Below are 26,334 nucleotides of genomic sequence, written 5' to 3'. Positions count from 1 at the left end.
GGCGGCGCTGCCGGACGGCGTGCGCTCGCCGCTGCTGAACTGCTGGACGAGCGCCGTACCTGGAGAACGCCACATATGGCCAGGACCCGGGTGCGCTCATTCGGCGGTCAACGGCTTGGCGATGTGTTCGAGTGACTGCTGCTCGGCCCGCACGCCGAAGACCAGCTCGACGACGCCGCCGACGGCCATGGCGGCGGCCCCGATGAAGAAGCCCACCGCGACCAGGGTCGTGTTGCCGGTGGCGATGAAGCCGCCGAACACCAGCGGCCCGGTGATGCCGCCGATTCCGGTGCCGACGGCGTAGAAGAGGGCGATCGCCAGCGCCCTGGTCTCCATCGGGAAGATCTCGCTGACGGTGAGGTAGGCCGCGCTGGCCCCCGCCGAGGCGACGAAGAACGTGAGCGCGATGAGCGCGACGAAGGAGACGGCGGTCAACCCGCCGCTCATGAAGAGGACGCCGAGCACGGCGGCGAGCGCGGCCGACCCGAGATAGGTCCCGGAGATCATCGGCACGCGGCCGACCGTGTCGAACAGCCGCCCGAGCAGGAGTGGCCCGAGGAAGTTGCCGAGCGCGAAAACCACCATGAAGTACGGCACCGCACCCGACGTGACACCGAAGAAGGTGTGCAGGATGGTGCCGAGGTCGAACGTGACGGCGTTGTAGAGGAACGCCTGCCCGATGAACAGGGCCAGCCCCAGGACGGTCCGCCGGGGGTAGCGCCGGATCGCAACCTCGGCGATGTCCCGGAAGGGGATCGCGTGACGCTGCCGTACGGTGATGGCGCCATGGGGCGGGGGCAGCTCGCGGCCGGTCTCGGCGCGGACCTCGGTCTCGATGGCGCCGACGATGCGCTCGGCCTCGCGCTCGTGGCCGTGGATGAACAGCCAGCGGGGGCTCTCGGGCACCTGCCGGCGCACGATCATGATGCCGATGCCGAGGAGGCCGCCGATGCCGAAGGCGAGCCGCCAGCCGATGTCGGTCGGTAACAGCGTGGACAGCAGCAGCAGCGCGGCGGCACTGCCGAGCGCGGAGCCGGCCCAGAAGCTGCCGTTGATGGTGAGGTCGACCTGGCCGCGGTTGCGCGCCGGGATGAGCTCGTCGATCGCCGAGTTGATCGCGGCGTACTCCCCTCCGATGCCCATCCCGGTGAAGAAGCGGAACAGGAACAGGTACCACGGGGCGAAGGAGAAGGCGGTGGCCACGGTCGCGACGACGTACAGCGCCAGGGTGATCATGAAGAGTCGTTTGCGGCCGTAGCGGTCGGTGAGCTGGCCGAAGACGAGTGCGCCGGTGCACGCTCCGGCGACGTAGAGGGCGGCGGCGGTGCCGATGTCGGCGGCCGTGAGGGCGATGCCGCTGCCGGGTTCGGTCATGCGGGGGGCGATGGCGCCGACGATCGTCACCTCGATGCCGTCCAGAACCCAGACGGTCCCCAGGCCGACGACGATCCGCCAGTGGAAACGCGACCAGGGCAGCCGGTCCAGGCGGGCGGGTACGGCGGTGCGCACGACCTTGAGCTGCTCGGCTGTCATCGGCACCGCTCCCCCGCTCAGCCCGTGCTCACCCGCGACCGTTTCCCTGCCCGCGTCGCCGGCGGTGGCCTCCCGGCGTACGGCGGGCGCCGGGAGGCGCGTCTCCAGCCTCGCGGGGCGGGCCGGACGGGCGCATCCCTCGATCGGGTAGTCGTGCGAGCGGGCGCGGGTTGTCGGTGGGCCGGGATACGGTGTGGATCATGCTTCCGGCTCGGTTGAACCGCCTCACCGTGGAGGAGGCCGTGGATCGCTACGTGGAGCTGGTCCGGGCCAAGACGCTGACGGGGGCGCTGTCTCCCGCCACCGCCGAGGTGTACGCGCGGGACGTGGCCACGTTCGCGCGGCTGGCGGGTCCCGATCGGGTGCTGGACGATCTCACGGGTGAGGACGTGGACGCCGTGCTGCTGGCCTTCGCCCGCAAACCGGACGAGCGCCGCCGCGCGGCGGCATCCCCGAACGAGACGGGCACCGCAAACACGGGAGGCGCGGCGGCGGGGACGCAGAGCGCGGCCTCGCAGGGGCGGTTCCGCCGCTCGGTGTCGGCGCTGTTCAAACACGCGGCGCTGTCCGGCTGGGTGCAGCTCAACCCGATGCCGGCGGCGACGGTCACCGCGCGGGAGCGGGGCGGGCTGCGGGCCGAGCGGCGGGCGCTCACCCGGGAGCAGGCCGAGGGCCTGATCGGGGCCGCGCGGTCCCCGGTGGAGGAGCCGGCCCGCCGCAGGGACCAGCGCACCGAGGCGCGCGACGCGCTGATCGTGCTGCTGCTGACGACGATGGGGCCGCGGGTGTCGGAGCTGGTGCGCGCCAACGTGGAGGACTTCTACACCAACGACGGCGTGCGGTACTGGCGGATCTTCGGCAAGGGCGGCCGGACGCGGGACGTCCCGCTCCCGGCCGATGTGGCGGAGGTGTTCGACGCCTACATCGAGGGGCGGGCGGCTGGCGAGGAGAAGGCGCTGCTGCTGTCGTGGCGGGGCCGGCGGCTGGCGCGGGGCGACGTCCAGGCGGTGATCGACCGGATGCAGCGGCGGGTGGAGCCGGGACGGCAACGCGGCGTGACACCGCACGGGCTGCGGCACACGACGGCGACGCATCTACTGGCCGACGGCACGGACATGGACGCGGTGCGCCGGGTGCTGGGGCACAGCGACCTGTCGACGCTGGGGCGCTACCGCGACGAGCTGCCCGGCGAGCTGGAGGTGGCGATGCGGGCGCATCCGCTGCTGCGCGGCCGTCGTGGCGTGGTGGACGGGCCGGCGCCGGCCGTACGGGAGGACCCGGACGACGAGGGGCAGTGAGGGCGCCGGCCCGGGGTCGGGCGCGGTCCCCGGCTGAGGTCAGGCTGCCGGGGGTGGGCCCGCCGAAGGTTGACGTACTGCCCGTCAACTGGCTGGACGAAGCCGGACGTTCCTCGCAAGGATCGACGCATGACCGTATTCTCGGCACTTGCCTCGTTCTCCGTCGTGGCCGGCCTGATGACGATCGTTCCCGGCCTGGACACCGCCCTGGTCCTGAGAGCGGCCATCTCGGGAGGGCGGCGGCACGCGTTCGCGACCGCCCTGGGGATCAACACGGGCGTGCTGGTGTGGGGTGCGGGTGCGGCGGTGGGAGTGTCGGCCCTCCTGACCGCGTCACAGACGGCGTACACGGTGCTGCGGCTGGCCGGGGCCGCCTATCTCGTCTGGTTCGGCGCCACCATGGTGTGGCGCACGATGCGCAGGCGGTCCGCATCTTTGACGACCACATCCTCCGGTGCCGGGCCCACCGAGATCACGGACACGCCTGCGGTTGCGGCCGGACCGGGCGAGGCGTGGGCGCGCGGACTGGTGACGAACCTGCTCAACCCCAAGATCGGCGTGTTCTACGTGGCGATGCTGCCGCAGTTCATCCCGGCGGACGCGCCGCACCTGCCGATGGGCTTGCTGCTTACGCTGGTACACAACGTCGAAGGGATGGCGTGGTTCACGTTGCTGATCTTCGGGACGCATCTGGCGCGCGCCTGGCTGACCGGGGCCCGAGTCCATCGGGTCATCGACCGGATCACCGGCACCGTGCTGGTCGGGTTCGGGCTACGCCTGGCGCTGTCCGCCGAGTGAGCACCGACGCGTCGCATCACGGACGAACGCCGGCGCGCGGCGGCGCGGCTCAGTTCGGCGTCCCGGCGGGTCCATCAGCTCCTGCGTGCCCTGCTCGCGCGTCCACGGCGTCGCATCCATCTGACCCGCCGGCTGCTGGAGGCCGGGCTCCTCGATTCCGGTTCACCTGGCGGATTCACCTCACCGCGTTCAGGCTGAAAGAAGTCATGACATTCCCTCCAAAGGAATCATGAGGTGGGTAACCAGCTCTTCGGGCGGCGCGGTCGAAGGGTCACTGACATAGACCTCGCGCAGCGGCCCGGCGGGAGGATGGCCGCGCTCGGCACACCAGGCCAGCAGAGCGTGCGCGGTGAGCGGGATCTGGTCGTACGGTCCCACGTGGACGGCGCGGGCGAAGGTCCCGCCGGGCAGGATGTGAGGCCGGGTCCCGGGCGGCGGCTCGTCGCCATGCCATTCGGGGAGCACCGCCGCGACCGTGATCGGGACGGCGTCCTCGACGTCGACCGGGAACAGGCCGATGAGCCGCACCGGCCCGCTGAGGGGGAAGGACCGCAGGGCCGCGAGCAGCCGGCCGACGCAGGCCGAGGTGACGGCGCCGATGTGCTCAGGCGAGGCGGCGACGTCACGCAGCAGCGCGACCCGGTGCGGCGGCTCACGCACCACGCTCACCTCGGCGGCGGGCAGACCGCCCTCCAGGATGCGTTCCAGAGTCCGCAGGGTACGGCGGCGGCGGGCAAGCTCCGATTCCAGGTCGTCCCGTACGCGGGCGAGCGCGGTGGCGGCCCGCCGGTCCCCGACGCCCGGCTCCTCCGGGTCCGCGGCGCCGGATCCGATCACGGTCGCGACCACGGCCAGGGGGACGTCGAGCGAGCGCAGCAGCCCGATGGACAGAGCCGCCCGCGCCTGTCCGGCCCGGTAGTAGCGGTAGCCGCTGTCGGGGTCGATCCACGCGGGTTCGAGCAGCCCGAGATCGGCGTAATTGCGGAGCTGCTTGACGCTGAGCCGGGAGAGCCGGGCGAACTGCCCGATGGACAGCAGGTCGTCGTTCACCCGACCCAGCATGGCCCCTCAGCCGAGCGGAAGGCGCCGCCACTCGATTTCGGACCGGCCTAGGAAACCCGGCGGAACCGCATCGCGGCTGTCGTCCAGCACGTACCCCAGAGCAAGAAGAACGGCGACCACAGCAGCAGGTCCCACAACGCCAGCTCACGAGCCAGCGCGGCGTGCTCGGCGGGCACCTCGACGACCCCGGCCAGCCTCAGCGCGTCAGGGACGAAACCGAACCCCACCACTCCGACCGACCGAGCGATCATGAAGATCCCCGCGGCCCACGCGAGCGCCGGCAGCAGCCGGCGCGGAACGGCCACACCCCAGGGGCGGACGGTGGCCAGCGCCACGACGACGCCCACAACCGCGGCACCGGCGAGCACCCAGTGGCTCGCCACGAACAGCGGATCGCGCGCCACCAGCCGCTCGTGCAGCTCCGGCGGTAGCGGGTCCTTGTCGGCCAGCGCGTTGGCCCCCAGCGCCTGGGCTAACTTCATCGATCCGTAGACCACGCACAGGGCCGCCGCGCCGTACCCGCCCACCCGCGTCCAGTCAGACCGTGACACGTCGTGTTCCCACCATGTAGGACCGGCACGTCTCCGCGAACAGCCCGATCCCGAAGATGCCAAGAACGCCGTGATACCACTTCCAGCCCACGCCGATGCCGACGAACCCGTCTACGATCATGATCGCCGCGCCGCCTCCGACGGCCAGCAGCATCACGGCCAGCGCGAGCAGCATCAGCGCCTTCGGCACCTTGCGTCCCAGCCGCGTGACGGTGGCGAGGATGACGCACGCGGCCACCACGCCGGAGCCGGCCGCGATCCACTGCGCGACAGCCGCGTCCATGAAGTACCTCTGCGCCTCTGCGGCCGGCACGGGCGGGCCACCGGGAAAGCCGAGCCGTGCCTGCAGGGCGAAGGCGGCCTTCCCCACGGAGTAGCCGAGGAACAACACCGCCAGCGTGTACGCCGGCCAGCGTCGCCGGTGAGCGGACTCAAGCATGGCTCGACCGTAGACAGGGCGGATCAGGCATCACTCCCCTGTACGGGGGAGAAGGCTCCCCCACGCGGGGGGACATACGGAGTTCCGGGCCAGGACGCGCCGGTGTGGCGGCGGTAGCGGCCCTCCCGGGCGGCCGGCCGCCGACTACGATCAAGAAACCGGCCACCGGCCACCGCCCCCGGCGGCTCCCAGCCCCGCCCCCGATGAGGAAGGAGCACGATGAGCCGAACCGCCTCCAGCCCGGGCGATCTGGAGCTTCTCGACACCGAGACGCGCGTCCTGTGGGACGTCGACGCCCGCGGCCGGCTGCCCGGCCCCGAAGCGCTGGTCATCGCCGTCGCGCCCGACGGCGTCGGCGCCACCGTCGCCGCCACCGTGCCCGACGACCTCGCCGCGCGGCTGCTCGACCTCACCGCCTATGCCACGCCGTCCCACCCCGGCCGGCCCCCGGCCGTCCTGGAACCGTGCCGCGCGCTCCTGGAGCAGGCCGCGCCGGGCGACTGGACGCTGTCGGCGGGCCCGAGCTACCTGGTCCGCCCGCCCCTGCGGTTCGACGTCTCCGTCGCGGTGCTGCGCTCCGACCGCCCGGCGGACGCCGGGCGCGTACGCGCCATCCGGCCCGGCAACTGGGAACCCGACGAATGGGAGGAACTCCTCGACGGCGGCCACGGAGCACCCTGGACGATGATCGCCGACGGCGACCGGGTGGCCTCCATCTGCCACACCCCCCGCCGAACCCGCGCCGGCGCCGAGGCGGGCACCTGGACCGACCCGGCGTTCCGCGGCCGCGGCTACGCGGCCGCCACGACCGCCGCCTGGGCCGACCTGCTGTCCGCGGACTGCCCGCACCTGTTCTACAGCACCAGCGCCGACAACCTCTCCTCCCAGCGCGTGGCCGGACGCCTCGGCCTGCGCGCCATCGGCTGGCTTTGGAAGCTCACCAGGAAAAGCTGATCAAGAGACCCGCGCACCGGCCGCCCACGGCCGCGGCTTCCCAGTCGGCCGCGGCGTCGCGTTCACCCGATCGAAACGCGACCGAAACCCCGATCCGCCAGGATGTCCTCATGATCAGGGCGGTCCTTTTCGACCTCGACGAGACCCTTTTCGACCACCGTGGCGCGGTCGCCCACGCCGCCGTGGCCTGGACACGCGCGCTCTCCCCCGGCCACCTGCCGCGCACCGGCGTCCCCGCCCTCTGGCTGGACCTGGAACGGCGGCACCTGCCCGCCTGGCACGCCGGAGAGTGCTCCTTCGCCGAGCAGCGCCGCCGACGGCTCCGCGACTTCTGCCACCTCATGCGGCTGCCGCTCCCCGCCGACCTCGACACCGCCTACGCCGACTTCCTCCGGCACTACGAAGCCGCGTGGACGGCCTTCCCCGACGCCGCCTGCACACTGGACGCGCTCACCGGCCGCGGCCTGACCCTCGGCGTCCTCACCAACGGCGTCCCGGTGCAGCAGGAGGCCAAGCTCCGCCGGATCGGCCTGATGGACCGCCTCGACCCCGTCCTGACCCCCGACGCGCTCGGCGCCTTCAAACCCGCCCCCGAGTGCTACCTGGCCGCGGCGGCCAAGCTCGGACTGCACCCGCAGGAGATCCTCCTCGTCGGGGACGACCGCGAACTCGACGCGATCGGCCCGACCCGGGTCGGCATGCGCGGCGTCTGGCTCGACCGCCACGAAACCGGCCACCCCGATGCCGGCCACCCCGATGCCGGCCACCCCGACAGGCAGGGGCCGCCGCGCATCACCTCGCTGCGCGAACTCCCGGCGCTGCTCGGCTGAGCCGCTCGGCTGCGCCGGACGCTCACCGGCCCTCCGCTCCCGAACACGTCCCCAGCCGCCAGGTAGGCCGGCAGGACGGCCACCAGACGATCCGCTCTCACGCTTCGAGACGATGCCAGAAAAGTGATCATTAGATGAGCACTTTGCCTGGAAGCATCGATCTCACAAGCCACCGAACGGAAGGCAGAAGGACATGCTCCGCGGACTCACCACCATCAGCTTCTACGCCCATGACGTCGTCGCCGCCCGTGACTGGTACGCCGAGTTCCTCGGCGTACGGGCCTACTTCCAGCGGCCCGAGCAGGGCGACCCGGCCTACGTGGAGTTCCGCGTCGGCGACTACCAGCACGAGCTCGGCATCATCGACGCGCGGTTCGCTCCGGACGGCTGGAGCACCGAGGGCGGCGGAGCGATCGTCTACTGGGCCGTCGACGACCTGGAGGCGACCTGGGAGCGGCTGCTGGAGATGGGGGCCACCCCGTTCGAGAAGCCGACCGAGCGCGGCCCCGGGTTCGTCACCGCCTCGGTGCGCGACCCGTTCGGCAACATCCTCGGCGTCATGGTCAACCACCACTACATGGACGTCCTCGCGGGCCGGAAGGGCTGACCACGATGACCGACAACGCCCTGCTCCTGGACAACGCCGCCGCCTGGAGGGCATGGCTCGCCGAGCACCACGAGACCGCCCGCGACATCTGGCTGCTGATCGCCAAGAAGAACGGCAACGCGACGACCGTCACCCTCGACGAGGCCTTGGACGAGGCGCTGTGCCACGGCTGGATCGACAGCCACCGCAGGGCGTTCGACGGCGACTACTACCTGCAGCGCTACTCGCCGCGCACCCGCCGAAGCCCTTGGTCCGGCATCAACGTCGCGAAGGCCGAGGCGCTGACGGCCGCCGGCCGGATGCGCCCGGCAGGCCGCGCCGCGATCGAGACCGCCAAAACCGCCGGCCGCTGGCCCGCCTAGCACACGCTTTGCGGACCGGCGGAGGCGAATCCACGAGCCCGGTCGCGACCAGGGGGCGGGGCCGGCAGCCGACGCCCCCGGCAAGGCCACCGAACAGGCCTACGACTCCGCACCAGCCGTCCAGCTAGAAAAGGCGCGATCCTCCGGCCGGCGGCGATCTCGGTAGTGGTGGGGTGCGACGCGCTCAGCAGCCCCCACTACTCAAAGATCCCATCGTCGCTCTTTCGCCCCGGGTGCCGGCGGGCGCCAGGGCCGCCACCCGGCGACGCGCGTACCCCAGCCGCTCGTACAACCGGATCGCCGAGTCGTTCCCGTCGTCCACCATCAGCGCCGACCGGCCGTGCTCGGCCACCAACGCCCGCGTCACGAACCGGCACACCCGCTCGGCCAGACCACGGCCCCGCGCCGGCGCCGCCGTCGCCACACCCGCCATCAGCCCCACCGTCGGGGCCGACCAGGCGTCCGCCGCGACCGCGACCAGCGCGCCCGACGCGTCCCGCACCCCCGCCCAGCGCGACACCCGGTCGATGCCGGGCACCGCGTACGACGACGGGTTCGCCCCCGCCAGCAGAGCGGCGATCTCCGGATCGGCGTCCGGCCCCAACCAGCCGGCCGCGCCGCCACCCGCGGACTCGGGCCGCGGCGGCAGGGGTGGGGGCGGGGGCGGGGGTGCCGACCGGGTGACCATCCACGAGAAGCCCACCGCCTCGGTCATCCCCTCGACCCCGGCCGAGACCGCCCGCACCAGCTCGGCGTCCCCGAGCGGCCGGTACGTCGGCCCCGCCTCCGCCAGCGCGTGCCGAACCAGCGGCAGCGCGCACGCCGTACTCCCCCGGACCGCCAGCCGATCCCGCCGCGACGCGCCCGGACTGGCCACCGCCACCGCGTCACCCAGCGCCCAGGCCCGCACCCCCGGCCGCATCCCCTGCGCCGCCCACACGATCAGGTCGTCGTCCTCGCCGGCCTCGGCCACCTCCGCGGCCGAGGCCAGCGGGCGCGGCGACCCCGCCGTCACAGGATCGCGCCCGGCCGGTACTCGGCGGCCTCCGGATAGCGCGCCGCGACCTCCGCCACCTGCTCGACCACCGCACCCACCTGCGACGAGGCGGCACCGGTGAACGAGATCCGGTCCGCCAGCAGCCCGTCCAGCCGCTCCCGGTCCAGCGGGAACCGCTCATCGGCCGCCAGCCGGTCCAGCAGCGCGTTCGCCGACCCCTGCGACCGCATCGCCAGCGCCGACGCCACCGCGTGCTCCTTGATCAGCTCGTGCCCGGTCTCCCGGCCCACCCCCGCGCGGACCGCCGCCATCAGCATCTTCGTCGTCCCCAGGAACGGCAGATACCGGTCCAGCTCCGCCTCGATCACCGCCGGGAACGCCCCGAACTCGTCGAGCACGGTCAGCATCGTCTCCACCAGGCCGTCGAACGCGAAGAACGCGTCCGGCAGCGCTACTCGCCGCACCACCGAGCAGGACACGTCCCCCTCGTTCCACTGGTCGCCGGCCAGCTCACCCGTCATCGACGCGTACCCGCGCAGGATCACCGTCAGCCCGTTGACCCGCTCGCACGAACGCGTGTTCATCTTGTGCGGCATCGCCGAAGAGCCGACCTGGCCCTCCTTGAACCCCTCCGTCACCAGCTCGTGCCCGGCCATCAGCCGGATCGTCTTGGCCAGCGACGACGGCGCGGCGGCGAGCTGCACCAGCGCCGACAGCACGTCGTAGTCCAGCGACCGCGGATACACCTGCCCCACACTGGTGAACCGCCGCGCGAACCCCAGATGCGCCGCGACCCGGTCCTCCAGCTCCGCCAGCCGCTCCTGCGACCCGAGCAGGTCCAGCATGTCCTGCGCGGTCCCGACCGGCCCCTTCACCCCGCGCAGCGGGTACCGCCCGACCAGGTCCTCCAGCCGCCCGAACGCCACCAGCAGCTCGTCGGCCGCCGTCGCGAACCGCTTGCCCAGCGTCGTCGCCTGCGCGGCCACGTTGTGCGACCGCCCCGCCATCACCAGCTCCGAATGCTGGGCCGCGAGCCGGGCCAGCCGCGCCAGCAGCGCCACCGTCCGCGCCCGCACCAGCAGCAGGCTCTCCCGGATCTGCAACTGCTCGACGTTCTCGGTCAGGTCACGCGAGGTCATCCCCTTGTGCACCTGCTCGTGCCCCGCCAGCGCGTTGAACTCCTCGATGCGGGCCTTCACGTCATGCCGGGTGACCCGCTCACGCGCGGCGATCGAGGCCAGGTCGACCTGGTCGACCACCTTCTCGTAGTCGGCGACCGCCTCCGCCGGCACCTCGACGCCGAGGTCGGCCTGCGCCTTCAGCACCGCCAGCCACAACCGGCGTTCCAGCACCACCTTGTGCTCGGGGGACCACAGACGGGCCAGCTCCGCGGAGGCGTAGCGGGAGGCCAGGACATTCGGGATACGCGGCTTGTCACTCACGTTGGCCCAGTTTATTGATTCCCCGGACACGGCTCGCGCCGGTCCCCCACGTAGCCATCACGGGAGAACCGGCGCGAAACCCACAGCGCCGCGCGGACGCCGCTTCCCGCCCTACGTGGACGACGCGAGCGCGTCCTTGTCGTACACCTTCACCTCCGACGCCGGCCGGTTCTTCGGCGTGCGGCGCATCCGCTCCTTGGTCCGCTCCACCATCGTGTAGAGCGTCGGCACCAGCACCAGCGTCAGCAGCGTCGAGGAGATCAACCCGCCGATCACCACGATCGCCAGCGGCTGCGAGATGAACCCGCCCGACCCGGTCACGCCCAGCGCCATCGGCGTCAGCGCGCAGATCGTCGCGATCGCGGTCATCAGGATCGGCCGCAACCGCCGCCGGCCGCCCTCCAGTACCGCCTCCACGATCCCCAGCCCCTGCTCGCGGTACTGGTTGACCAGGTCGATCAGCACGATCGCGTTCGTCACCACGATGCCGATCAGCATCAGCATGCCGATCAACGCCGGGACCCCCAGCGCCGTGTTCGTCGCCAGCAGCAGCCCGATCGCGCCGGTCGCCGCGAACGGGATCGACACCAGCAGGATCAGCGGCTGCACGAAGCTCCGGAACGTCGCCACCATGATCATGAACACGATGGCCACCGCCAGCATCATCGCCAGCCCGAGATCCCCGAACGCCTTCTCCTGCTCCGCGCTCGCGCCGCCGATCTTGTACGTCACGCTTGCCGGCAGCTTCACGCCCGCCAGCGTGTCCTTCACCTTCACCGTGATCGCACCCAGATCGGCCGCGTCCGCCTTACCCGACACCGTCGCCGTACGGTCGCCGTCCTGGCGGGTGATCTGCGTCGGACCGTCCGCCCGGACCACGTCCGCCACCGAGCTCAGCTTCACCAGCCCCGACGCCGTCGGCAGCGTGATCTTCTCGATCGCCGCCAGGCTCGCCGGAGCGTCACCCGTCCGCAGCACGATGTCGCTGGAGCGCCCGTCCAGGCTGATCGACCCCACCGGCGCGCCGCGGAACGCCTGCGCCACGAACTGGCCCACGGTCGCCTCGCTCAGCCCCTTGGCGGCCGCCTTCTCCCGGTCCACGTGGACCTCGATCCGGGGCGCGCTGGCCTCCAGGTTGGAGGCGACGTCCCGCAGGCCCTTGACCCCGGCCATCGCCTCCCGCACCGCGGTCGCCGCCGTCTTCAGCTCATCGCTGTCCGCGCCCTGCAGGATCACCTGCACCTGGTCGGAGGCGAACCCGCCATCCGAGCCGCCGACCGTGATCTCTCCCGCGCCGGACAGGTCCTTCAGCCGGTCCCGCAGCGAGTCCTGGAACGCCGACGCGTCCACGCCCTCGCCCACCGTCACCGAGTACGACGCCCGGTCGGCGCTGCCGCCGAGCCCGCCCATGAACTGGTTGCCGCCGCCCACCGTGACCTGGTACGACGCGATCTGCGAGAACTCGCCGAAGACCGCCTCGACCTTCTTGGCCGCCGCGTCCGTGGTCGCCAGCGCCGTCCCCACGGGCATCCGCTGCGTCACCTGGATCGAGTCGTTGCCCGAGGAGTCGAGGAAGTTCGTCTTCAGGTTCGGCACCAGCGCCATCGTCCCGGCGAACACCACCAGGCCGATCACCAGCGTCACCAGCCGACGCCGCGTCGCGAACCGCAGCACCGGCAGATACATCCGCTGCAGCGGGCTGCGCAGCTCCCGCAGCTCCGCCTCCTCCCGCACGGCCTCCGCCTCGGCCGGCGACAGCGCCGGAGCCTTCAGGAACCAGTACGCCAGCACCGGGATCACCGTCAGCGACACCACCAGCGACGCCAGCAGCGCGACCGTCACCGTCACCGCGAACGGGCTGAAGAGCTGCCCGACCATGCCGCCGACGAACGCGATCGGCAGGAACACCGCGACCGTCGTCAGCGTGGACGCCGTCACCGCCCCCGCCACCTCGCGCACCGCCGTGAGGATCGCCTGCCGCTTGTCCTCGCCGTACCCGAGGTGCCGCTTGACGTTCTCCAGCACCACGATCGAGTCGTCCACCACGCGGCCGACCGCGATCGTCAACGCGCCCAGCGTCAGCATGTTCAGCGAGTAGTCGCCCACCCACAGCGCGATCAGCGCCATCACCACCGACAGCGGGATCGACACCGCCGTCACGATCGTGGACCGCACCGACAGCAGGAACACCAGGATGACCAGCACCGCGAACGCCAGACCGAGCAGACCCTCGGTGGTCAGGTCCTCGATCGACCGTTCCACGTACGGCGCCTGGTCGAACACCACCGTCAGCTCCGAGGCGTCCCCGACCGCGCGGGTCAGCTCCGGCAGCGCCGCGCGCACGTCATGCGAGATCCGCACCGCGTTGCCGTCCGGCTTCATCGTGATCGACACGCCCAGGCTCGGCTTGCCGTTCGTCCGGGTGAGCGTGGTCGCGTCGGAGTCCTTGACCGCGATGTCGGCGACGTCACCCAGCTTGACCGGCTTCGGCGCGGCCGACACCCGCCCCGGAAGCTGACCGCCCGCCGCGGCACCGGCGGCTCCCGCCGCCGATCCGGTCCGGCCGGCCGCCCCGGCTCCGCCCCCGGAGGCTCCGGCGCCCGTGCCCGCCTGCGGCGCCGCGGGGGCCAGGTACAGGTTCTTCAGGTCATCGACCGTCTCGATCCGGTCCCCGACCTGCACGGTCAGCGTCCGGTCCTTCTCCGTGAGCGCGCCCGCGGGGATCGCCACACCGTTCGCGCGCAGCACCTCCGGGATCGACGCCGCGGAAAGGCCGCGCAGCGCGAGCTTCATCTGGTCCGGGGTGATGACGACCTGCTTCTCCCGCGCGCCGGAGACGGTCGCGTCGCGTACGCCGTCGATGCTGCGCAGCTTGGGCACCATCGAGCGTTCGAGCCGGTCGAACATGGTGTGCTGGTCGCCCGCGTCACCCACCGCGATCACCATCACCGGGATGTCGTCGGTGTTCCCCGCGACCACCTGCGGGTCGACGCCCGCGGGCAGCCGGGAGCCGATCCGCCCCACGGCCTGCTGCATCTTGGCCACGGCCGCGTCGATATCGGTGCCATACTCGAACGCGACCTGAACCTGCGCCAGTCCTTCCTTGGACGTCGAGGTGATGTCGGTCGCGCCCGCGATGCCCTGGAAACTGTTCTCGATCGGCTTGGTGACCTGTTCCTCGACGATCTCGGGCGAGGCGCCGGGATAGGCGGCCACCACGAACGCCCCGGGGAAGCTCAGGGACGGGAACAGCTGCTGTTTGAGAGAGGGGATCGCGAAGGCGCCGAGCGCGCTGAGCACGACCGCGATCATCACCACAAGTGTGCGGTTGGCCAGGCTCAGGCGAGCCAGGAACGTCATCTGGCGGAGCTCCTTCACGGATGATCTTGGGGAAACTATTCGCCCCACCCTAACACTTCGTGTAATACGAATAATTCGCCTTCGTGTTAATGACTGGTAACCTGACTGGCCGACGGCGAGAGGTGAACGTGGGCGACAATCAGGCGACAGGACAGGCCGGCGGCGAGCGAGACGAGCGCCACGCGCTCATCGACCGGCTCACCCAGCTCCAGCGGACACTCGGCCGCTTCCTCGCCCACGACCGCTCCACCCCACTGCTCGCCTCCAGCCTCACCATGCAGCAGCTCAAGGTCGTCGTGATGCTCTTCTTCCGCGACGCCTCCTCCGGGCAGCACCTCGCCAGAGCGCTCGGCGTCGGCCTCGGCACGGTCACCGGCATCGTCGACCGCCTCGTCGCCCAGGGCCTCGTCAGCCGCCGCGAGGACCCCGCCGACCGCCGGGTCCGCCTCGTCGAGCTCACCACCCGCGGCCGCCTCCTCGCCGAGGAGCTCATCGACGCCGGTACGGCCAACTACATGCGCCTGCTCGACCGGCTCGACACCGAGACCCTCAACACCCTCGAACAGGTGATGATCAAGCTCCAGGCGGCCGCCGACTCCATGCTCACCGAGAGCGGACGCTCCGCCGCCCACTGACCCCGCCCCGACCCAGACGACAAAGGTAGGATGATCCGCTATGTCGTCCTACGCTGCCGAACTCTTCTCCCTCCGTGGCCGCACCGCCCTCATCACCGGCGGAAGCTCCGGCATCGGACAGGCCATGGCCGAGGCCATCGGCCGCGCCGGCGCCTCCGTCGTCATCGTCGCCCGCCGCCCCGCCGAGCTCGCCGCCACCGTACGAACCCTCGAAGAACACGGCGTAAACGCCGCCGCCATCAGCGCCGACCTCGGCGACCGGGCCGCCGTCGCCCGCGTCTGCGCCGAAGCCCCCGAGTTCTTCGGCGACATCGACATCCTCGTCAACGACGCCGCCAACAACATCCGCACCCCCATGGGCGACCTCACCGTCGACGACTACGACCAGACGATCGCCGTCAACCTCACCGCCCCCTACCTGCTCGGCCAGCACTTCGCCCCCCGCATGGCGGACAGGGGCTGGGGCCGCATCATCAACATCGGCTCCCAGCAGTCGATCAGCGCGTTCGGCGACAGCGGAGCCTACGGCGCGTCCAAGGCGGCCATCTGCGGCCTCACCCGCTCACAGGCCGAGGCCTGGTCCGCCCGCGGCGTCACCAGCAACACGATCATCCCCGGATTCGTGCTCACCCCGCTCACCGAGCCCGCCCAGGCCGTACCCGGACGCGTCGAAACACTCGCCGCCCGCACCATGACCGGCCGCAACGGCCTCCCCGCCGACTTCGCCGGCGTCGCCGTCTTCCTCGCCGGCGACGCCTCCGCGTACGTCACCGGCCAGGCCATCTGCGTCGACGGCGGATTCAGCGTCCACTGACCCGTCCGCGCCGGGGCGCACCGCTCCGGCGCGGCCGCGCCCCCTCCCGCCAGTGCGCCGGACGCGCCAGCGCCGCCGGCAGCCGGGTCGCGCCGTCGCCCCTGGCCGCGTTGACCTGGGCCTGGGTGAGGAAGATGCTCCCAGTGAGATCGGCGCCGCTCAGATCGGCGTCCCGCAGGTCCGCGCCGATCAGATCCGCCGTCCGCAGGTCCGCACCCGCCAGATCGGCCGCGATGAGGTACGCGCCGCGCAGGTTGGCACCCCGCAGGTCGGCGCCCCTGAGCCTGGCCCCGATCAGATCGGCGCCCCGGTGGTTCCGCTTCCGCCCCGCAACCCCCGCCCGCGCCAGCTCGCTGGCGCGCAGCAGCAGCGCGCTGACCTCCGCGCGCACCGCCGCCACGTCCGTCTCCGCGAGCGTTTCGGCGCTCTCCCGGGTGAGCCGGTCGATGCCGTCCAGGGCGGTACGGAGATCATCGTGAACCGGGCGGGCCGCCGCCAGCGACAACGCCTCGTTGACGTACCAGAGCAGCTCGTGGAGCTGGCGCATGACGGCGAACACGTCGAACATCCGCCGCGCCGTGTCCGGGTTCCGCCGCCAGTCCCGCCCTCCGAAGGTGACCTGGGAGACCTTCTGCCCGGCCCCCAGGCAGTCGAAAACGGTGCAGCCCGCGAAGCCGCGCTCACGCAGATGCGCGTGGATGCCGCAGCGGAAGTCGTCCCGCAGGTTCGCGCACGGCTTCCCCGCGTCCTTGTCGACGGCGAAGTCGGCCGAAGCGGCGAAAGGCAGCGCGACACAGCACAGCCCGAAGCAGCTCGCGCAGTCGGCGCGCAGGCCGAGACGGTCGATCTCAGTGGACGGAGCGTGCTGCTGCTGGGACAACGTACGGGGTCTCCTGCCAGGAAAGAGCGGCGAACGCGAGGGCGGGCCGGACCCGCTCGCGACGTTCCCCCATTCTCCCCGACCCGCCACCTCTCCCGAGCCGCCTTATCGGCCCTCCACTACAGGTCTCAGCAACAGCGCGGAAGATCAGCTTGAGGTCGGCCCGCGCCGCCGCACCAAGGGCAGGAACACCTCGTCGACGATCTCGACGAGGACGTCGTCGGGTGCGGTAGGGACTCCGCGCACGACGAACTCGTTGCGCAGCAGGACGATGGCCACCGTGGCGACCCGTGGATGAAGCGCTTCGGGCGCTGCTTCACCGCGTGCGACCGCGCGCCCCAGGATGGTCAGCCAGGGGGCGGCCACGGCGTCACCGGACTGGTCCTGCAACTGCGCGAGGAGCTCCGACGTGCCGCCGGCCGCGGCGAACAGCTCGCGCAGGATCGCGCCGAACGGGGAACTCCAGTGACGGTTGGCCTGGCGTAGCAGTTCCAGGACGTCACCGCGCAGGCTGCCGGTGTCCGCGAGCGGGACCGTCGTGGCCAGCTGCCGATAGGCGGCGATGCCGAGCGCCAGGCGGTTCGGCCAACGTCGGTAGATGGCGTTCTTGTTGGTGCCGGCGCGAGCGGCGACCTTGTCCATGGTCAACCCGGCGTATCCGGACTCGGTGAGCTCCTCCACCGCAGCGTGCAGGATCGCCTCCTCCAGGGCCGCTCCGCGCCGCCGCGTCGGATTCCCCGCCATGACCCCTCCCCGGGAACGGTACTGCTCGTACCTCCTCATTCTGGTTGCCAATGCTGGACAGCGGCAATTAGGGTACGGCCAGTACCGTAAGAGCACCTTGTAGGAGAAGGAACCCGTGCGCGCCAAAGGCATCAGCTACGACACCGGCTTCGTCAAGAACGGAGCGACCTCTCGCAAGCACTTCAACCCGGAGACGGTCAAGCGCGAGCTGCGCATCATCCGCGATGACCTGAACTGCAACGCGGTCCGCATCATGGGCGGCGACCCGGAACGGATAGAGCTGGCGGCGACGCACGCGGCCGACCTGGGCCTGGAGGTCTGGTTCTCCCCCTACCCCCTCGAACGGGCCACCGAGGAGATGCTGAAGCTGTTCGCGGACTGCGCCGAACGCGCGGAGCGGCTGAGGTCGCGAGGAGCCGAGGTCGTTTTCGTCACCGGCGCCGAGCTGAGCTTGATGAATCCCGGGTTCCTGCCCGGTGACAGCACCGACGAGCGGATCGCGCTGCTGAGCCGGCCAGATCGCGTGCGCGAGCAGATCGGCGAGGTCAGCGCACGCGTCAACGAGTTCCTCGGCACGGCCGTGGCGCTCGTCCGCGCACGCTTCGGCGGCAAGGTGACCTACGCCTCCGTACCGCTTGAGCGCGTCGACTGGGCACTCTTCGACTTCATGTCCGTGGATCTCTATCGGTCGGCCGAGATCGCTGACCGTTTCGCCGACGGCGTCCGCGGCCTGGTCGCGCAGGGAAAGCCGGTCGCGATCACCGAGTTCGGCGCCGCCGGCTACCAGGGCGCCGGCGAGCGGGGCGCTCTCGGCCTGGAGATCGTCGAGTACGACAAGAACGGTCCCGTTCGGTTGAACGGCGAGTACGCCCGGGACGAGGCCGGTCAGGCCGCGTACGTGCACGAGCTGCTGGAGGCATTCGAAGCCGGAGGCATCGACAGCGCCTTCGTGTTCACCTTCGCGCTGTACGACCATGTGCACCGTCCCGACGGCCTCCCCCACGAGGACCTGGACCTGGCCAGCTACGGCATCGTCAAGGTCTACGAAGACCGCCTCGGAGCCACCTACCCCGACATGCCATGGGAACCCAAGGCCGCCTTCACCACCCTCGCCGAGTACTACCGCGGCTGACCACGGCAAGGACCGCAACCCGAAGCGAGCCGCACCGGCGCCGCCCACCGGCCATGCGCTTCAGCGCTCCATCCGCCCTGCCCTTTTTCATGCGAATTCCATGCGAACGAAGGAGAAATCGTGATCACAGATGTCGTCATCGCCGGAGGCGGCCCGAACGGGCTGATGCTGGCCTGCGAACTCAGCCTGGCAGGGGTCCGGCCGATCCTGCTGGAGCGGCTACCGGAGATAAGCCAGGAACCCAAAGCGAACGGACTGCTCGGCCAGGTCGTGAAAGTGCTCGACCACCGGGGGCTGCACGAACGCCTCAGCGGCAGCCAAGAACCACCGCAGCCGAACTCCGCATACTTCATGTTCGGCGCGATGGGCCTGGACCTGGGCATGCTGGAGGACAGCCCCATTTATGCCCTGCCGGTGCCGCAGCGCCGCATAGTGCAGGTGCTGCAGGAGCGCGCCATCGAACTGGGCGTGGAAATCCGACAGGGACACGAGGTCGTCGGCCTGTCGCAGGACGACGACGCGGTCACCGTCGACGTCGCGAGTCCGAGCGGGCCATACCAGCTGCGGGCCCGGTACCTCATCGGCGCGGATGGCGCACACAGCACCACGCGCAAACTCTCCGGCATCGAATTCCCCGGCGTCACCTACGACCGGATGACCGTCCGCACCGCGCACGCGACGATCCCGGCGGACTGGGTTGATCCCGCGACCGGTGCGCTGAACGTGCCCGGCCACGGCGCGGTTCCGCCGTTCCTGCCCCGCCGCACCGAGCGCGGCGGGTTCTCCTACGCACCGATGCCCGGCCACCCGCCGCTGATCAGCACCACAGAGTGGGACCAGTCCGAGACCGACGCTCCAATGAGCCTTGACGAGTTGCGGGCGAGCATCCGCCGCGTACTCGGCGTCGACGTGCCACTCGGTCCGCCCGACGGCGAAGGGCCGCACGTGCTGCGCCGCCTGACCGGCGGAAACACCCGAGTCGCCGAACGGTTCTCCGACGGCCGCGTGTTCCTGATCGGTGATGCCGCCCACGTGTACGCCGCCACGGGGGGAGGACCCGGGCTCAACCTCGGCCTGCAGGACGCGGTCAACCTCGGCTGGAAACTCGCCGCCGTGGTCCGCGGCAGTGCCCCGCCCGGACTGCTGAACAGTTACGAGACGGAGCGGCGATCAGCCGCCCGCCGCATGGTGTTGAACGCGCAGGCACAGTCGGCCCTGATAGCCCCCGGCGGCGACGTCACCGGACTGCGCGAAGTGTTCACCGAACTGCTCCGCGACCAAAGCACCGTACGGCGCCTCGCCGAACTCGTCGCAGGCGCCGACACCCGCTACGACATGGGCGTACCCGAAGCGCACCCACTGATCGGCCGGTTCGCCCCGGACATGGAACTGCACACCCCGGCCGGGCCGGTCCGGCTGGCCGAGCTGACCAGAACGGCACGCCCCCTGCTGCTTGACCTGACCGAAGAAGCATCCCTGGCGGAGACGCTTGCCCTGCCGCAGGACCACGTCGACATCGTCACCGCCCGCCCCCAGGCGTCAGCGCCCACCGCCCTGCTCCTTCGACCGGACTGCTATGTGGCCTGGGCATCCGCGTCACCCCAGCCAGATCCCACGGAAATGGAGGCACTCCGGACAGCCTTGCAGCAGTGGTTCGGTGTCACCGAACCCACCCACGCCTGAGAGGAATCCCAGAAGACGCCGGACCTTCATCGCACCGCCGCTGCCCGCCAAGGAACCGCGAACGGTTCACCTCCGGCGGCACGGCGCTGCGCGACCGGCCATGCTCATGGGACGCCGGCGCGGGCGGCACAGCGGCCACAGGTGCCGCACGCCCGCGGCGGCGCCCGGATAACCAGGCCGTCCGCTCGGACGGCCTGGTCTGTTGCAGAGGGGTTTTGCGTTGTGGTGTTCGGTCATGCTGATCTTGCACGACCCCCGCGCCTTTACGTTGTAGATTTCAATAGCTCGCCGACCGGCCGCGTCCACGCGCGCACGCGCCGTTCCGGTCCCGGAACGGGATCTCGCGGCATGCGAGTTAGCCTGATGAGGAATACGGGAGGGAACACCATGACCGAGTACGGCAGCGTGTCCACGACCGGCGACACCTGTACCCTGCGTTTCGAGCGCCGCCTCCCCCACCCCGTCGAGCGCGTCTGGCGCGCGATCAGCGAGGCCAAGCACCTGATCGAATGGCTCGCCGAGGCCGAGGTCGAGCACCACCTCGGCGGCCAGGTCACCCTGCGGTGGCTCGGCACGGACGAGCACGGCAGCCAGAGCGCCCCCGCCGTCCACGGCCTGATCAGCGCGTACAAACCACCGCACATCTTCCAGATCGACACCGACACGCACGGCGCCCTCCGCTGGGAGCTCGAGGGCGACGGCAGCGGCTGCCTGCTCCTCTTCAGCGCCACCGGCGACTACGGCGACGAGGCGGCCAAGGTCCTGGCGTTCTGGCACGCCCACCTCGACTTCCTGGCCGACTCGCTCGAAGGGCGGCGCATCGACTGGCCCCGCTGGCCGCGCGCCCGCTGGGAAGCCCTGCTCGGCTACTACAGATCACGCTGACCGTCCGGCGTCCCCTCCCCCATGCCCCGGCGCGGGAGAGGAGCCGCCGCCACACCAGCCGCATGCGCGACGGCCTCCAGCCCATCCCGGTCGAGGTATACCGCGGCATCGGCGGCGCCCGTGGATCCACGGGCGCCGCCCGGCGACCTGATCAAACGTGGCGGGCGCCTGTCCATCAGAGACCGAGGCGCAGGCGAATCCTACTGATCTCAACTCCGTACAGCCCCTACGTGAGTTCCAGGCCGCCGTCGACGGTGAGGATCTGGCCGGTCAGCCAGGTCGCGGCGGGATCGGCCAGGCGCAGGATCCACACGGCGACCTCGTCGGGTTCGCCGCGGCGGCCGAGCGGGATGCGGGCGGCCTCGTCGCGCTTGATCTGTTCGATGACGGGCTCCGGCAGCCCCGCGGCGGTCAGGGCCTGGCTTTCGGTGGGGCCGGGGGCCACGGCGTTGACGCGGACGCCGTCGGCGGCCAGTTCCACCGCCCAGCTGCGGGTGAGATGTTCGAGGGCGGCCTTGGAGGCGGCGTAATGGGCGCCGCCGGGCAGCGGCCGGTGGCCGTAGGTGCTGGAGACGTTGACGATGGAGCCCGCGGTGCCGCGCAGGTGGGGCAGGGCGGCGCCGGCGAGCAGGCTGGGCGCGGTGACGTTGAGAGCGAACAGGTCGGTGATGCCGTCGGCGGTGGTGTCGGCCAGGGGCATCATCTTGGTGGCGCCAGCGTTGTTGACCAGCACGTCCACTCTGCCCCACAGGGCGACGGCGGCGTCGACGACCTGCTGGGGCGTGTGCGGGTCACGCAGGTCGGCGGCGTGGACGGCGACCCGCGGATGACCGGCGGCGGTTTCCTCCAGCGCCTCCTTGCGGCGGGCGACGCCGAGCACGTGGGCTCCGGCGCGGGCGAAGGCCCGGGCGGCGGCACGGCCGATGCCCGAGCCGGCGCCGGTGACGATGACCACCTTGCCGGTGAAGTGTCCGTTGAGGTCCGCGTGCGACCGGTCGTGCACCATGACTCCTTGTTCGTTGTTCGTGAAACATCGAACACGGTAGCATTGCGGCCGTGAAGCAGGCGCACCATCCCGAGCTCGAGGAGATGACCCTCGTCGCAGTGATGGGCGCGCTCAGCGACCCGATCCGCATCGGGCTGGTACGCGTACTGGCCGACGGCCGCGAGCGGGGGTGGGGCGAGCTTCGCGCACCCGTGGCCAAGTCGACGCTCAGCCACCATCTGCGCGTACTGCGCGACGCCGGCATCACCCGGACCCGCCAGGAAGGCACCCGCTGCTTCGTCGAACTGCGCCGCGGCGACCTGGACGTCCGCTTTCCCGGCCTGCTGGACGCGGTGCTCGACGTGGCCCACAGCGACGACGTCGGCGCGCACGTCGGGGTGGCCGACGACCCGCGCCTCGCCTGACCCCGGCCGGGCTCGACCCGGAGGTGGACGCGGGAGCAGGCGGCGCTCTGACACCTCCCCGCACCGGCTCCACATCTGGTACGAAATTCACTATATTTAGTAAATGGTGAATTTGCCCGAGACACTGTCGCTGGATGGTTGCGCTGTCCGCTACGCCGACACCGGCGGTGACGGCGTACCGCTGGTGTTCTCGCACGGCGCCGGGGCCGATCATGTGATGTTCGACGCTCAGCGCGAGTATCTGCCTGCCCGGGGGTATCGGGTCGTCGTATGGGACATGCGCGGCCACGGGCTGTCTCGCCCGGCCGGTGCCGGTTTCACCGCCGAACGGGCGGTCTCGGACCTGCGCGCGCTGATCGAGCACCTCGCGCTTGACCGGCCGGTGCTGGTGGGACAGTCGCTCGGCGGCAACCTCAGTCAGGCGATCGTGCGGCGGTACCCGGACCTGGCCCGGGCGCTGGTCGTGATCGGCGCGGCGTGGAACACGGCACCGCTGTCATGGAAGGAGCATCTGCTGGTGAAAATGGCCACGCCGAGCCTGGCGATGATCCCGGCCAAGAACCTTCCCCGCCTGATGGCGGAGGCCTCCGCGGTGAGCGAGACCGCGCGGGCCGATGCCCGGCGGGCCTTCTCGCAGTTGCCGAAGAAGGAGTTCCTCCAGGTGTGGCGGGCAACCGTCGAGTTCCTCACCCCCGATCCCGGCTTTCGCACGCCGGTGCCACTGTGCCTGATCCGCGGCGAGCACGACCGGACCGGCAACATCGCCTCCGCCATGCCCCGATGGGCTCAGGCCGAAGGCGTCGAGGAGGTCGTCATCCCCGGCGCGGGCCACATCGCGAACCAGGACGCCCCTCAGACGGTGAACGAGGCGATCGAGATGTTCTTGCGTACGGTGCCGGCGTCGAGGCGGGCACCCCGATGAGCGAGGCCAGGCGCCGCGCGTTCATCACGTCGGTAGGTGACCTGCTGGCCTCGTGGAACCTGCCGCACGCGACCGGCCGCGTCTATGGGCTGCTCCTGGTCACCGAGGAGCCCGCCTCCCTCGACGCGATCGCCGCCGAACTGGAGCTGAGCAAGGGGGCGGTGAGCACCTCGGTACGGCAGCTGGACTCCTGGGGGCTTGCCCGAGTGATCCCGCAGCCCGGCAGCCGCAGGCTCCTCGTCGAAGCCACCGCCGGGATCGAGACGCTGCTGGAGGCCAGCCATGCACGGGCCAGAACGCTGATCGCCGCCCTGCGCGACGGCGAAGACCTGGTCAATCCCGGCCCGGCACAAGATCGGCTCCAGGACGTGATCGGGCTGTTCGCCGGCTATGTCGACGTCGGAGAGCAGCTGCTCAGCAGATCCAGAGTCGAGGAACGCGGGAATAGCCGTTGGCGCCCAGAATGATTTTGTCCTCCACACCGGCCGAAGACCTGCGGCAACTCAGCGAGATCCCCGACCTCCCCGACGATGTCCACGGCCGCGGCGCCCGGTTTGCGGCCGGGTCGGCGATCAGCGAATCTCCCACCAGGTCAGGTTGGCGGCCGCCTGGGACACCGGCTCGATGATTTCCCATGCCTCGGCGATCAGACCGTCGTTGAGCCGCCAGATGTCGACGACCATGATCTCCGGACCGGCATCGGGCAGCCTGCGCCGCGAATGCATCACGACGTGTTCCCCGTCGGCCAGCACGTGCTGGATCTCGACCTGCATGCCGGCGAGTGGAGCGAGCGCGGCGCCCACGGCGGCCAGCCATTCTGACTTCGTCTTGGAGGTCGCGTCCGGCCGGTGGTGGAGGAAGTCGTCGCTCAGCAAGGGCGCGAGCGCGTTGACGTCGCCGGTCGCGACCAGTGCCGTCAGCGCTTGCTGGACGATGCTCTTGTTGTCGTGGGTCATGTTCTGCGTAGTCATGGGCCGCAGTGTTCCCACTGTCCGGGATGGTTGTCGATGAAATCGCATTTCATGGCGTTCTGCTTCCTGATGAGTAGCATCGTCACCCATGTACACGGTGGGGGAACTGCTGCGGCAGTGGCGGCATCGCCGGCGGCTCAGCCAGCTGGACCTCGCGATCGCCGCCGACGTGTCGGCTCGTCACGTCAGCCTGGTGGAAACCGGCAAGTCCCACCCGAGCGCCGAGATGATCCTGCGGCTGGCCGAGCAGCTCGACGTGCCGTTGCGCGAGCGCAACCGGCTGCTGCTGGCTGCCGGCTTCGCGCCCCGCTATGCCGAGCGGCCGCTCGATCAGAAGGCGCTGTCTGCGGCCTGGGGCGCGATTGAATGGGTGCTGCGCGCGCATGAGCCGTATCCGGCGCTGGCCATCGATCGCCGGTGGAACATCGTGATGAGCAATCGCGCCATTGACCCGTTCCTCGCCGGCATCGCCCCCGACCTGCTGGTCCCGCCGATCAACATGGTGCGGCTGGGGCTGGACCCGCGCGGGCTCGCTCCGCACATCGTCAACCTGGCGCAGGTGCGTGCGCTGCTGCATATCCGGATCACACGGCAGCTCGCCACGGCTCCCGACCCCGAGCTCACCACACTCTACGAGGAACTCCTGGCCCCCCACTCGGGGGACGCGAGCCAACCGGTCGAGTCCGAGGTCGCCATCCCGATGATCTTCCGCTTCGGCGGACGGGAGCTTCGGCTGTTCTCGACGACCACCACGTTCGGCACGCCGATGGACATCACCCTGGACGAGGTCGCGATCGAGTCGTATTACCCGACGGACGCCGAGAGCGCCGCCTACTTCACCTCACCCGACGCCGGCAGGAAGCCACCTGCCCTGTGACCAAGAAGACGGCGGCGAGGAGTTCTCGGGCCTGACCAGCCGCGAAGATCGCCGCAGGTCAGGAAACAGCGCAGCCACCGGGCCGCCATCGCGATCATCGACTACCACTCGGCGCCTGCCTCCGTTCGGCCTGAAGGCGGGCAGCCCAGGCGGCGGTATTTGCCGGGGGCCATGCCGTACTGGCGCTTGAAGGCATTGGCGAAAGCGAACTCCGAGCCGTAGCCGACCGCGCCGGCGACTCCGCTCAGCGCGGCGTCGGAGTCGCGCAGCATGCGCGCGGCCGTGCCCAGCCGCCACCAGGTCAGATAGGTCAGCGGCGGCTGCCCGACGAACTGGGTGAACCGGCGGGAGAACGCCGCGCGGGACAGCCCTGCGCGGCGGCCGAGCGACTCGACCGTCCACGGGTGGGCGGGGTCGCGGTGGATGCCGTCGAGTGCGGCGCTGATGGCCGGGTCAGCCAGAGCGGCGGCCCAGCCGTCAACTTTGCAGTGCTCCATCGAGACGTCGAACCAGGCGCGCAGGATGTACAGCAGCAGCATGTCCAGCAGCGCTGACACCACCATGTCGGCGCCTGGCCGCGGGGCGTCGATCTCTTTACCGAGCAGCTCGACGGCGGCGCGCAGCTCGGTGTTGTGCCCCAGCCTGGCGGGCAGGTGGATCAGCGCGGGCAGCCCTCTGAGCAGCGGATGCGCCCGGCGGGAGTCGAGCTGGTAGCCGCCGCAGAGGATCACGGTGACGGGCCCGGCGCCCTCCATCGAAGCCGAGGCGAACAGCTCGGCGTCGGCATACGGATCGCAGTCGGGCTCCGCGATGGGGCTGGTGGGCGAGTCGGCCAGCGTGTAGCCGTGTCCGTGGGGGAAGAACAGTACGTCGCCCGTCCCGACCGGGATCGGCTCACCTTCCGGCGGGATCGCCCAGCACGAGCCCTGCAGCACCACCTGGAAGCCCGCCGAACCAGGCGCTGACGGAAACCGCTGCCCCCAGGGCGCCCGCCACTCGACCCGCGCCGAGCGCGGCACGCCCATGCGCATGGAGGCGACCACGTCGCTGAGCACATCCATGGCGCAAGTCTAGGCCGGGAGACGATCGCGTATAAATTGCAGATAGAAGCACGTTGGATGCCTCTTTCATGGCTCCTATGGTTGACG

The 26,334-nt window shown here is 71.0% G+C and carries 27 protein-coding genes; 15 read left to right on the top strand and 12 right to left on the bottom strand.

Translation table 11 applies throughout. The features are described from left to right. Window positions 1-96: 96 nt before the first annotated feature. Complete coding sequence (locus tag ACQP1V_RS20625; RefSeq protein WP_433425390.1) at window positions 97-1,533, bottom strand: MFS transporter; 1,437 nt, start codon at window positions 1,531-1,533, stop codon at window positions 97-99. Window positions 1,534-1,733: 200 nt separating this feature from the next. On the opposite strand from ACQP1V_RS20625, the gene ACQP1V_RS20620 reads away from it, so the two are divergent. Then, window positions 1,734-2,831: a tyrosine-type recombinase/integrase gene (locus ACQP1V_RS20620; RefSeq protein WP_433425388.1), complete on the top strand. Its 1,098-nt coding sequence runs from the start codon at window positions 1,734-1,736 to the stop codon at window positions 2,829-2,831. Between the two features lie 129 nt (window positions 2,832-2,960). Continuing rightward, the gene (locus ACQP1V_RS20615) at window positions 2,961-3,629 is read left to right on the top strand and encodes a LysE family translocator (RefSeq protein ID WP_433425386.1); all 669 of its coding nucleotides are present in this window, start codon (window positions 2,961-2,963) and stop codon (window positions 3,627-3,629) included. A 204-nt stretch (window positions 3,630-3,833) separates the two neighbouring features. On the opposite strand, the gene ACQP1V_RS20610 is transcribed toward ACQP1V_RS20615, so the two are convergent. Genes ACQP1V_RS20610 through ACQP1V_RS20600 form a run of 3 tightly spaced genes read right to left on the bottom strand, consistent with a single transcriptional unit; the run spans window position 3,834 to window position 5,681 of the window. Next, the gene (locus ACQP1V_RS20610; RefSeq protein WP_433425384.1) at window positions 3,834-4,679 is read right to left on the bottom strand and encodes a MerR family transcriptional regulator; all 846 of its coding nucleotides are present in this window, start codon (window positions 4,677-4,679) and stop codon (window positions 3,834-3,836) included. 59 nt (window positions 4,680-4,738) lie between these two features. After that, window positions 4,739-5,242: a DUF3995 domain-containing protein gene (locus ACQP1V_RS20605; protein WP_433425382.1), complete on the bottom strand. Its 504-nt coding sequence runs from the start codon at window positions 5,240-5,242 to the stop codon at window positions 4,739-4,741. Continuing rightward, window positions 5,229-5,681 carry a hypothetical protein gene (locus ACQP1V_RS20600; RefSeq protein WP_433425380.1) on the bottom strand — a complete coding sequence of 151 codons (453 nt, stop codon included), beginning with the start codon at window positions 5,679-5,681 and terminating at the stop codon, window positions 5,229-5,231. Before ACQP1V_RS20600 ends, ACQP1V_RS20605 begins: the two co-directional genes overlap by 14 nt. Before the next feature lie 219 nt (window positions 5,682-5,900). On the opposite strand from ACQP1V_RS20600, the gene ACQP1V_RS20595 reads away from it, so the two are divergent. From ACQP1V_RS20595 to ACQP1V_RS20580, 4 genes are all read left to right on the top strand, one after another. Next, window positions 5,901-6,635: a GNAT family N-acetyltransferase gene (locus ACQP1V_RS20595; RefSeq protein ID WP_433425378.1), complete on the top strand. Its 735-nt coding sequence runs from the start codon at window positions 5,901-5,903 to the stop codon at window positions 6,633-6,635. 110 nt (window positions 6,636-6,745) lie between these two features. Further along, complete coding sequence (locus ACQP1V_RS20590; protein ID WP_433425376.1) at window positions 6,746-7,465, top strand: HAD family hydrolase; 720 nt, start codon at window positions 6,746-6,748, stop codon at window positions 7,463-7,465. Window positions 7,466-7,658: 193 nt separating this feature from the next. Continuing rightward, a complete protein-coding gene (locus tag ACQP1V_RS20585; protein ID WP_387409589.1) occupies window positions 7,659-8,072 on the top strand; it encodes a VOC family protein in 414 nt (137 codons plus the stop codon). Window positions 8,073-8,077: 5 nt separating this feature from the next. After that, window positions 8,078-8,434, top strand: a complete 357-nt coding sequence (locus ACQP1V_RS20580) for a YdeI/OmpD-associated family protein (RefSeq protein ID WP_433425374.1) — start codon at window positions 8,078-8,080, stop codon at window positions 8,432-8,434. A 184-nt stretch (window positions 8,435-8,618) separates the two neighbouring features. On the opposite strand, the gene ACQP1V_RS20575 is transcribed toward ACQP1V_RS20580, so the two are convergent. From ACQP1V_RS20575 to ACQP1V_RS20565, 3 genes are all read right to left on the bottom strand, one after another. After that, window positions 8,619-9,449: a GNAT family N-acetyltransferase gene (locus ACQP1V_RS20575; protein WP_433425372.1), complete on the bottom strand. Its 831-nt coding sequence runs from the start codon at window positions 9,447-9,449 to the stop codon at window positions 8,619-8,621. Further along, window positions 9,446-10,873, bottom strand: coding sequence for an adenylosuccinate lyase (gene purB / locus ACQP1V_RS20570; RefSeq protein ID WP_387409585.1), 1,428 nt, complete (start codon window positions 10,871-10,873; stop codon window positions 9,446-9,448). The genes ACQP1V_RS20575 and purB overlap by 4 nt, the downstream gene beginning before the upstream one ends. Before the next feature lie 111 nt (window positions 10,874-10,984). Continuing rightward, window positions 10,985-14,233, bottom strand: a complete 3,249-nt coding sequence (locus tag ACQP1V_RS20565; protein ID WP_433425370.1) for an efflux RND transporter permease subunit — start codon at window positions 14,231-14,233, stop codon at window positions 10,985-10,987. A 128-nt stretch (window positions 14,234-14,361) separates the two neighbouring features. Between ACQP1V_RS20565 and ACQP1V_RS20560 the strand changes: the two genes are divergently transcribed. Both ACQP1V_RS20560 and ACQP1V_RS20555 read left to right on the top strand, forming a co-directional pair. Continuing rightward, window positions 14,362-14,868 (top strand): MarR family winged helix-turn-helix transcriptional regulator, encoded by a 507-nt coding sequence (locus tag ACQP1V_RS20560; protein ID WP_433425368.1) that lies wholly within the window; start codon window positions 14,362-14,364, stop codon window positions 14,866-14,868. Between the two features lie 40 nt (window positions 14,869-14,908). Next, entirely contained in the window at window positions 14,909-15,682 is a 774-nt protein-coding gene (locus ACQP1V_RS20555; RefSeq protein WP_433425367.1) for an SDR family NAD(P)-dependent oxidoreductase, read from the top strand. On the opposite strand, the gene ACQP1V_RS20550 is transcribed toward ACQP1V_RS20555, so the two are convergent. Together ACQP1V_RS20550 and ACQP1V_RS20545 are read right to left on the bottom strand one after the other, a co-directional pair. Further along, entirely contained in the window at window positions 15,669-16,562 is an 894-nt protein-coding gene (locus ACQP1V_RS20550; RefSeq protein ID WP_433425365.1) for a pentapeptide repeat-containing protein, read from the bottom strand. The genes ACQP1V_RS20555 and ACQP1V_RS20550 overlap by 14 nt on opposite strands. A 147-nt stretch (window positions 16,563-16,709) precedes the next feature. Then, window positions 16,710-17,306, bottom strand: a complete 597-nt coding sequence (locus tag ACQP1V_RS20545; protein WP_433425363.1) for a TetR/AcrR family transcriptional regulator — start codon at window positions 17,304-17,306, stop codon at window positions 16,710-16,712. Window positions 17,307-17,421: 115 nt separating this feature from the next. On the opposite strand from ACQP1V_RS20545, the gene ACQP1V_RS20540 reads away from it, so the two are divergent. The 3 genes from ACQP1V_RS20540 to ACQP1V_RS20530 all read left to right on the top strand — a co-directional run bounded on the left by ACQP1V_RS20540 (window position 17,422) and on the right by ACQP1V_RS20530 (window position 21,006). Continuing rightward, on the top strand, window positions 17,422-18,438 hold the full coding sequence (locus tag ACQP1V_RS20540) for a hypothetical protein (protein ID WP_433425361.1): 1,017 nt from the start codon (window positions 17,422-17,424) through the stop codon (window positions 18,436-18,438). Between the two features lie 120 nt (window positions 18,439-18,558). Beyond that, on the top strand, window positions 18,559-20,121 hold the full coding sequence (locus ACQP1V_RS20535) for an FAD-dependent oxidoreductase (protein WP_433425359.1): 1,563 nt from the start codon (window positions 18,559-18,561) through the stop codon (window positions 20,119-20,121). A 387-nt stretch (window positions 20,122-20,508) separates the two neighbouring features. Continuing rightward, entirely contained in the window at window positions 20,509-21,006 is a 498-nt protein-coding gene (locus ACQP1V_RS20530; protein ID WP_433425357.1) for an SRPBCC domain-containing protein, read from the top strand. A gap of 226 nt (window positions 21,007-21,232) precedes the next feature. Here ACQP1V_RS20530 and ACQP1V_RS20525 read toward each other — a convergent pair whose 3' ends face one another. Then, window positions 21,233-22,012 (bottom strand): SDR family NAD(P)-dependent oxidoreductase, encoded by a 780-nt coding sequence (locus tag ACQP1V_RS20525; protein ID WP_433425355.1) that lies wholly within the window; start codon window positions 22,010-22,012, stop codon window positions 21,233-21,235. 50 nt (window positions 22,013-22,062) lie between these two features. Here ACQP1V_RS20525 and ACQP1V_RS20520 point away from each other — a divergent pair, with 50 nt between their 5' ends. From ACQP1V_RS20520 to ACQP1V_RS20510, 3 genes are all read left to right on the top strand, one after another. After that, complete coding sequence (locus ACQP1V_RS20520; RefSeq protein ID WP_387409553.1) at window positions 22,063-22,416, top strand: ArsR/SmtB family transcription factor; 354 nt, start codon at window positions 22,063-22,065, stop codon at window positions 22,414-22,416. A gap of 103 nt (window positions 22,417-22,519) precedes the next feature. Continuing rightward, window positions 22,520-23,338: an alpha/beta fold hydrolase gene (locus ACQP1V_RS20515; protein WP_433425354.1), complete on the top strand. Its 819-nt coding sequence runs from the start codon at window positions 22,520-22,522 to the stop codon at window positions 23,336-23,338. After that, window positions 23,335-23,805, top strand: a complete 471-nt coding sequence (locus ACQP1V_RS20510; protein WP_433425352.1) for a GbsR/MarR family transcriptional regulator — start codon at window positions 23,335-23,337, stop codon at window positions 23,803-23,805. The genes ACQP1V_RS20515 and ACQP1V_RS20510 overlap by 4 nt, the downstream gene beginning before the upstream one ends. A 105-nt stretch (window positions 23,806-23,910) precedes the next feature. Here ACQP1V_RS20510 and ACQP1V_RS20505 read toward each other — a convergent pair whose 3' ends face one another. Continuing rightward, on the bottom strand, window positions 23,911-24,309 hold the full coding sequence (locus ACQP1V_RS20505; protein ID WP_433425350.1) for a nuclear transport factor 2 family protein: 399 nt from the start codon (window positions 24,307-24,309) through the stop codon (window positions 23,911-23,913). Between the two features lie 88 nt (window positions 24,310-24,397). On the opposite strand from ACQP1V_RS20505, the gene ACQP1V_RS20500 reads away from it, so the two are divergent. After that, on the top strand, window positions 24,398-25,186 hold the full coding sequence (locus ACQP1V_RS20500; protein ID WP_433425348.1) for a helix-turn-helix domain-containing protein: 789 nt from the start codon (window positions 24,398-24,400) through the stop codon (window positions 25,184-25,186). A 101-nt stretch (window positions 25,187-25,287) separates the two neighbouring features. Here ACQP1V_RS20500 and ACQP1V_RS20495 read toward each other — a convergent pair whose 3' ends face one another. Beyond that, complete coding sequence (locus ACQP1V_RS20495) at window positions 25,288-26,247, bottom strand: AraC family transcriptional regulator (protein ID WP_433425346.1); 960 nt, start codon at window positions 26,245-26,247, stop codon at window positions 25,288-25,290. Window positions 26,248-26,334 lie beyond the last annotated feature (87 nt).

Origin of the sequence: Microtetraspora malaysiensis, assembly GCF_050947145.1 — a bacterium.
Classification (GTDB): Bacteria; Actinomycetota; Actinomycetes; order Streptosporangiales; family Streptosporangiaceae; genus Microtetraspora_A; species Microtetraspora_A malaysiensis.
Note: the sequence above shows the minus strand (reverse complement) of the source record. Positions and strands in the feature narration are given on the sequence as shown.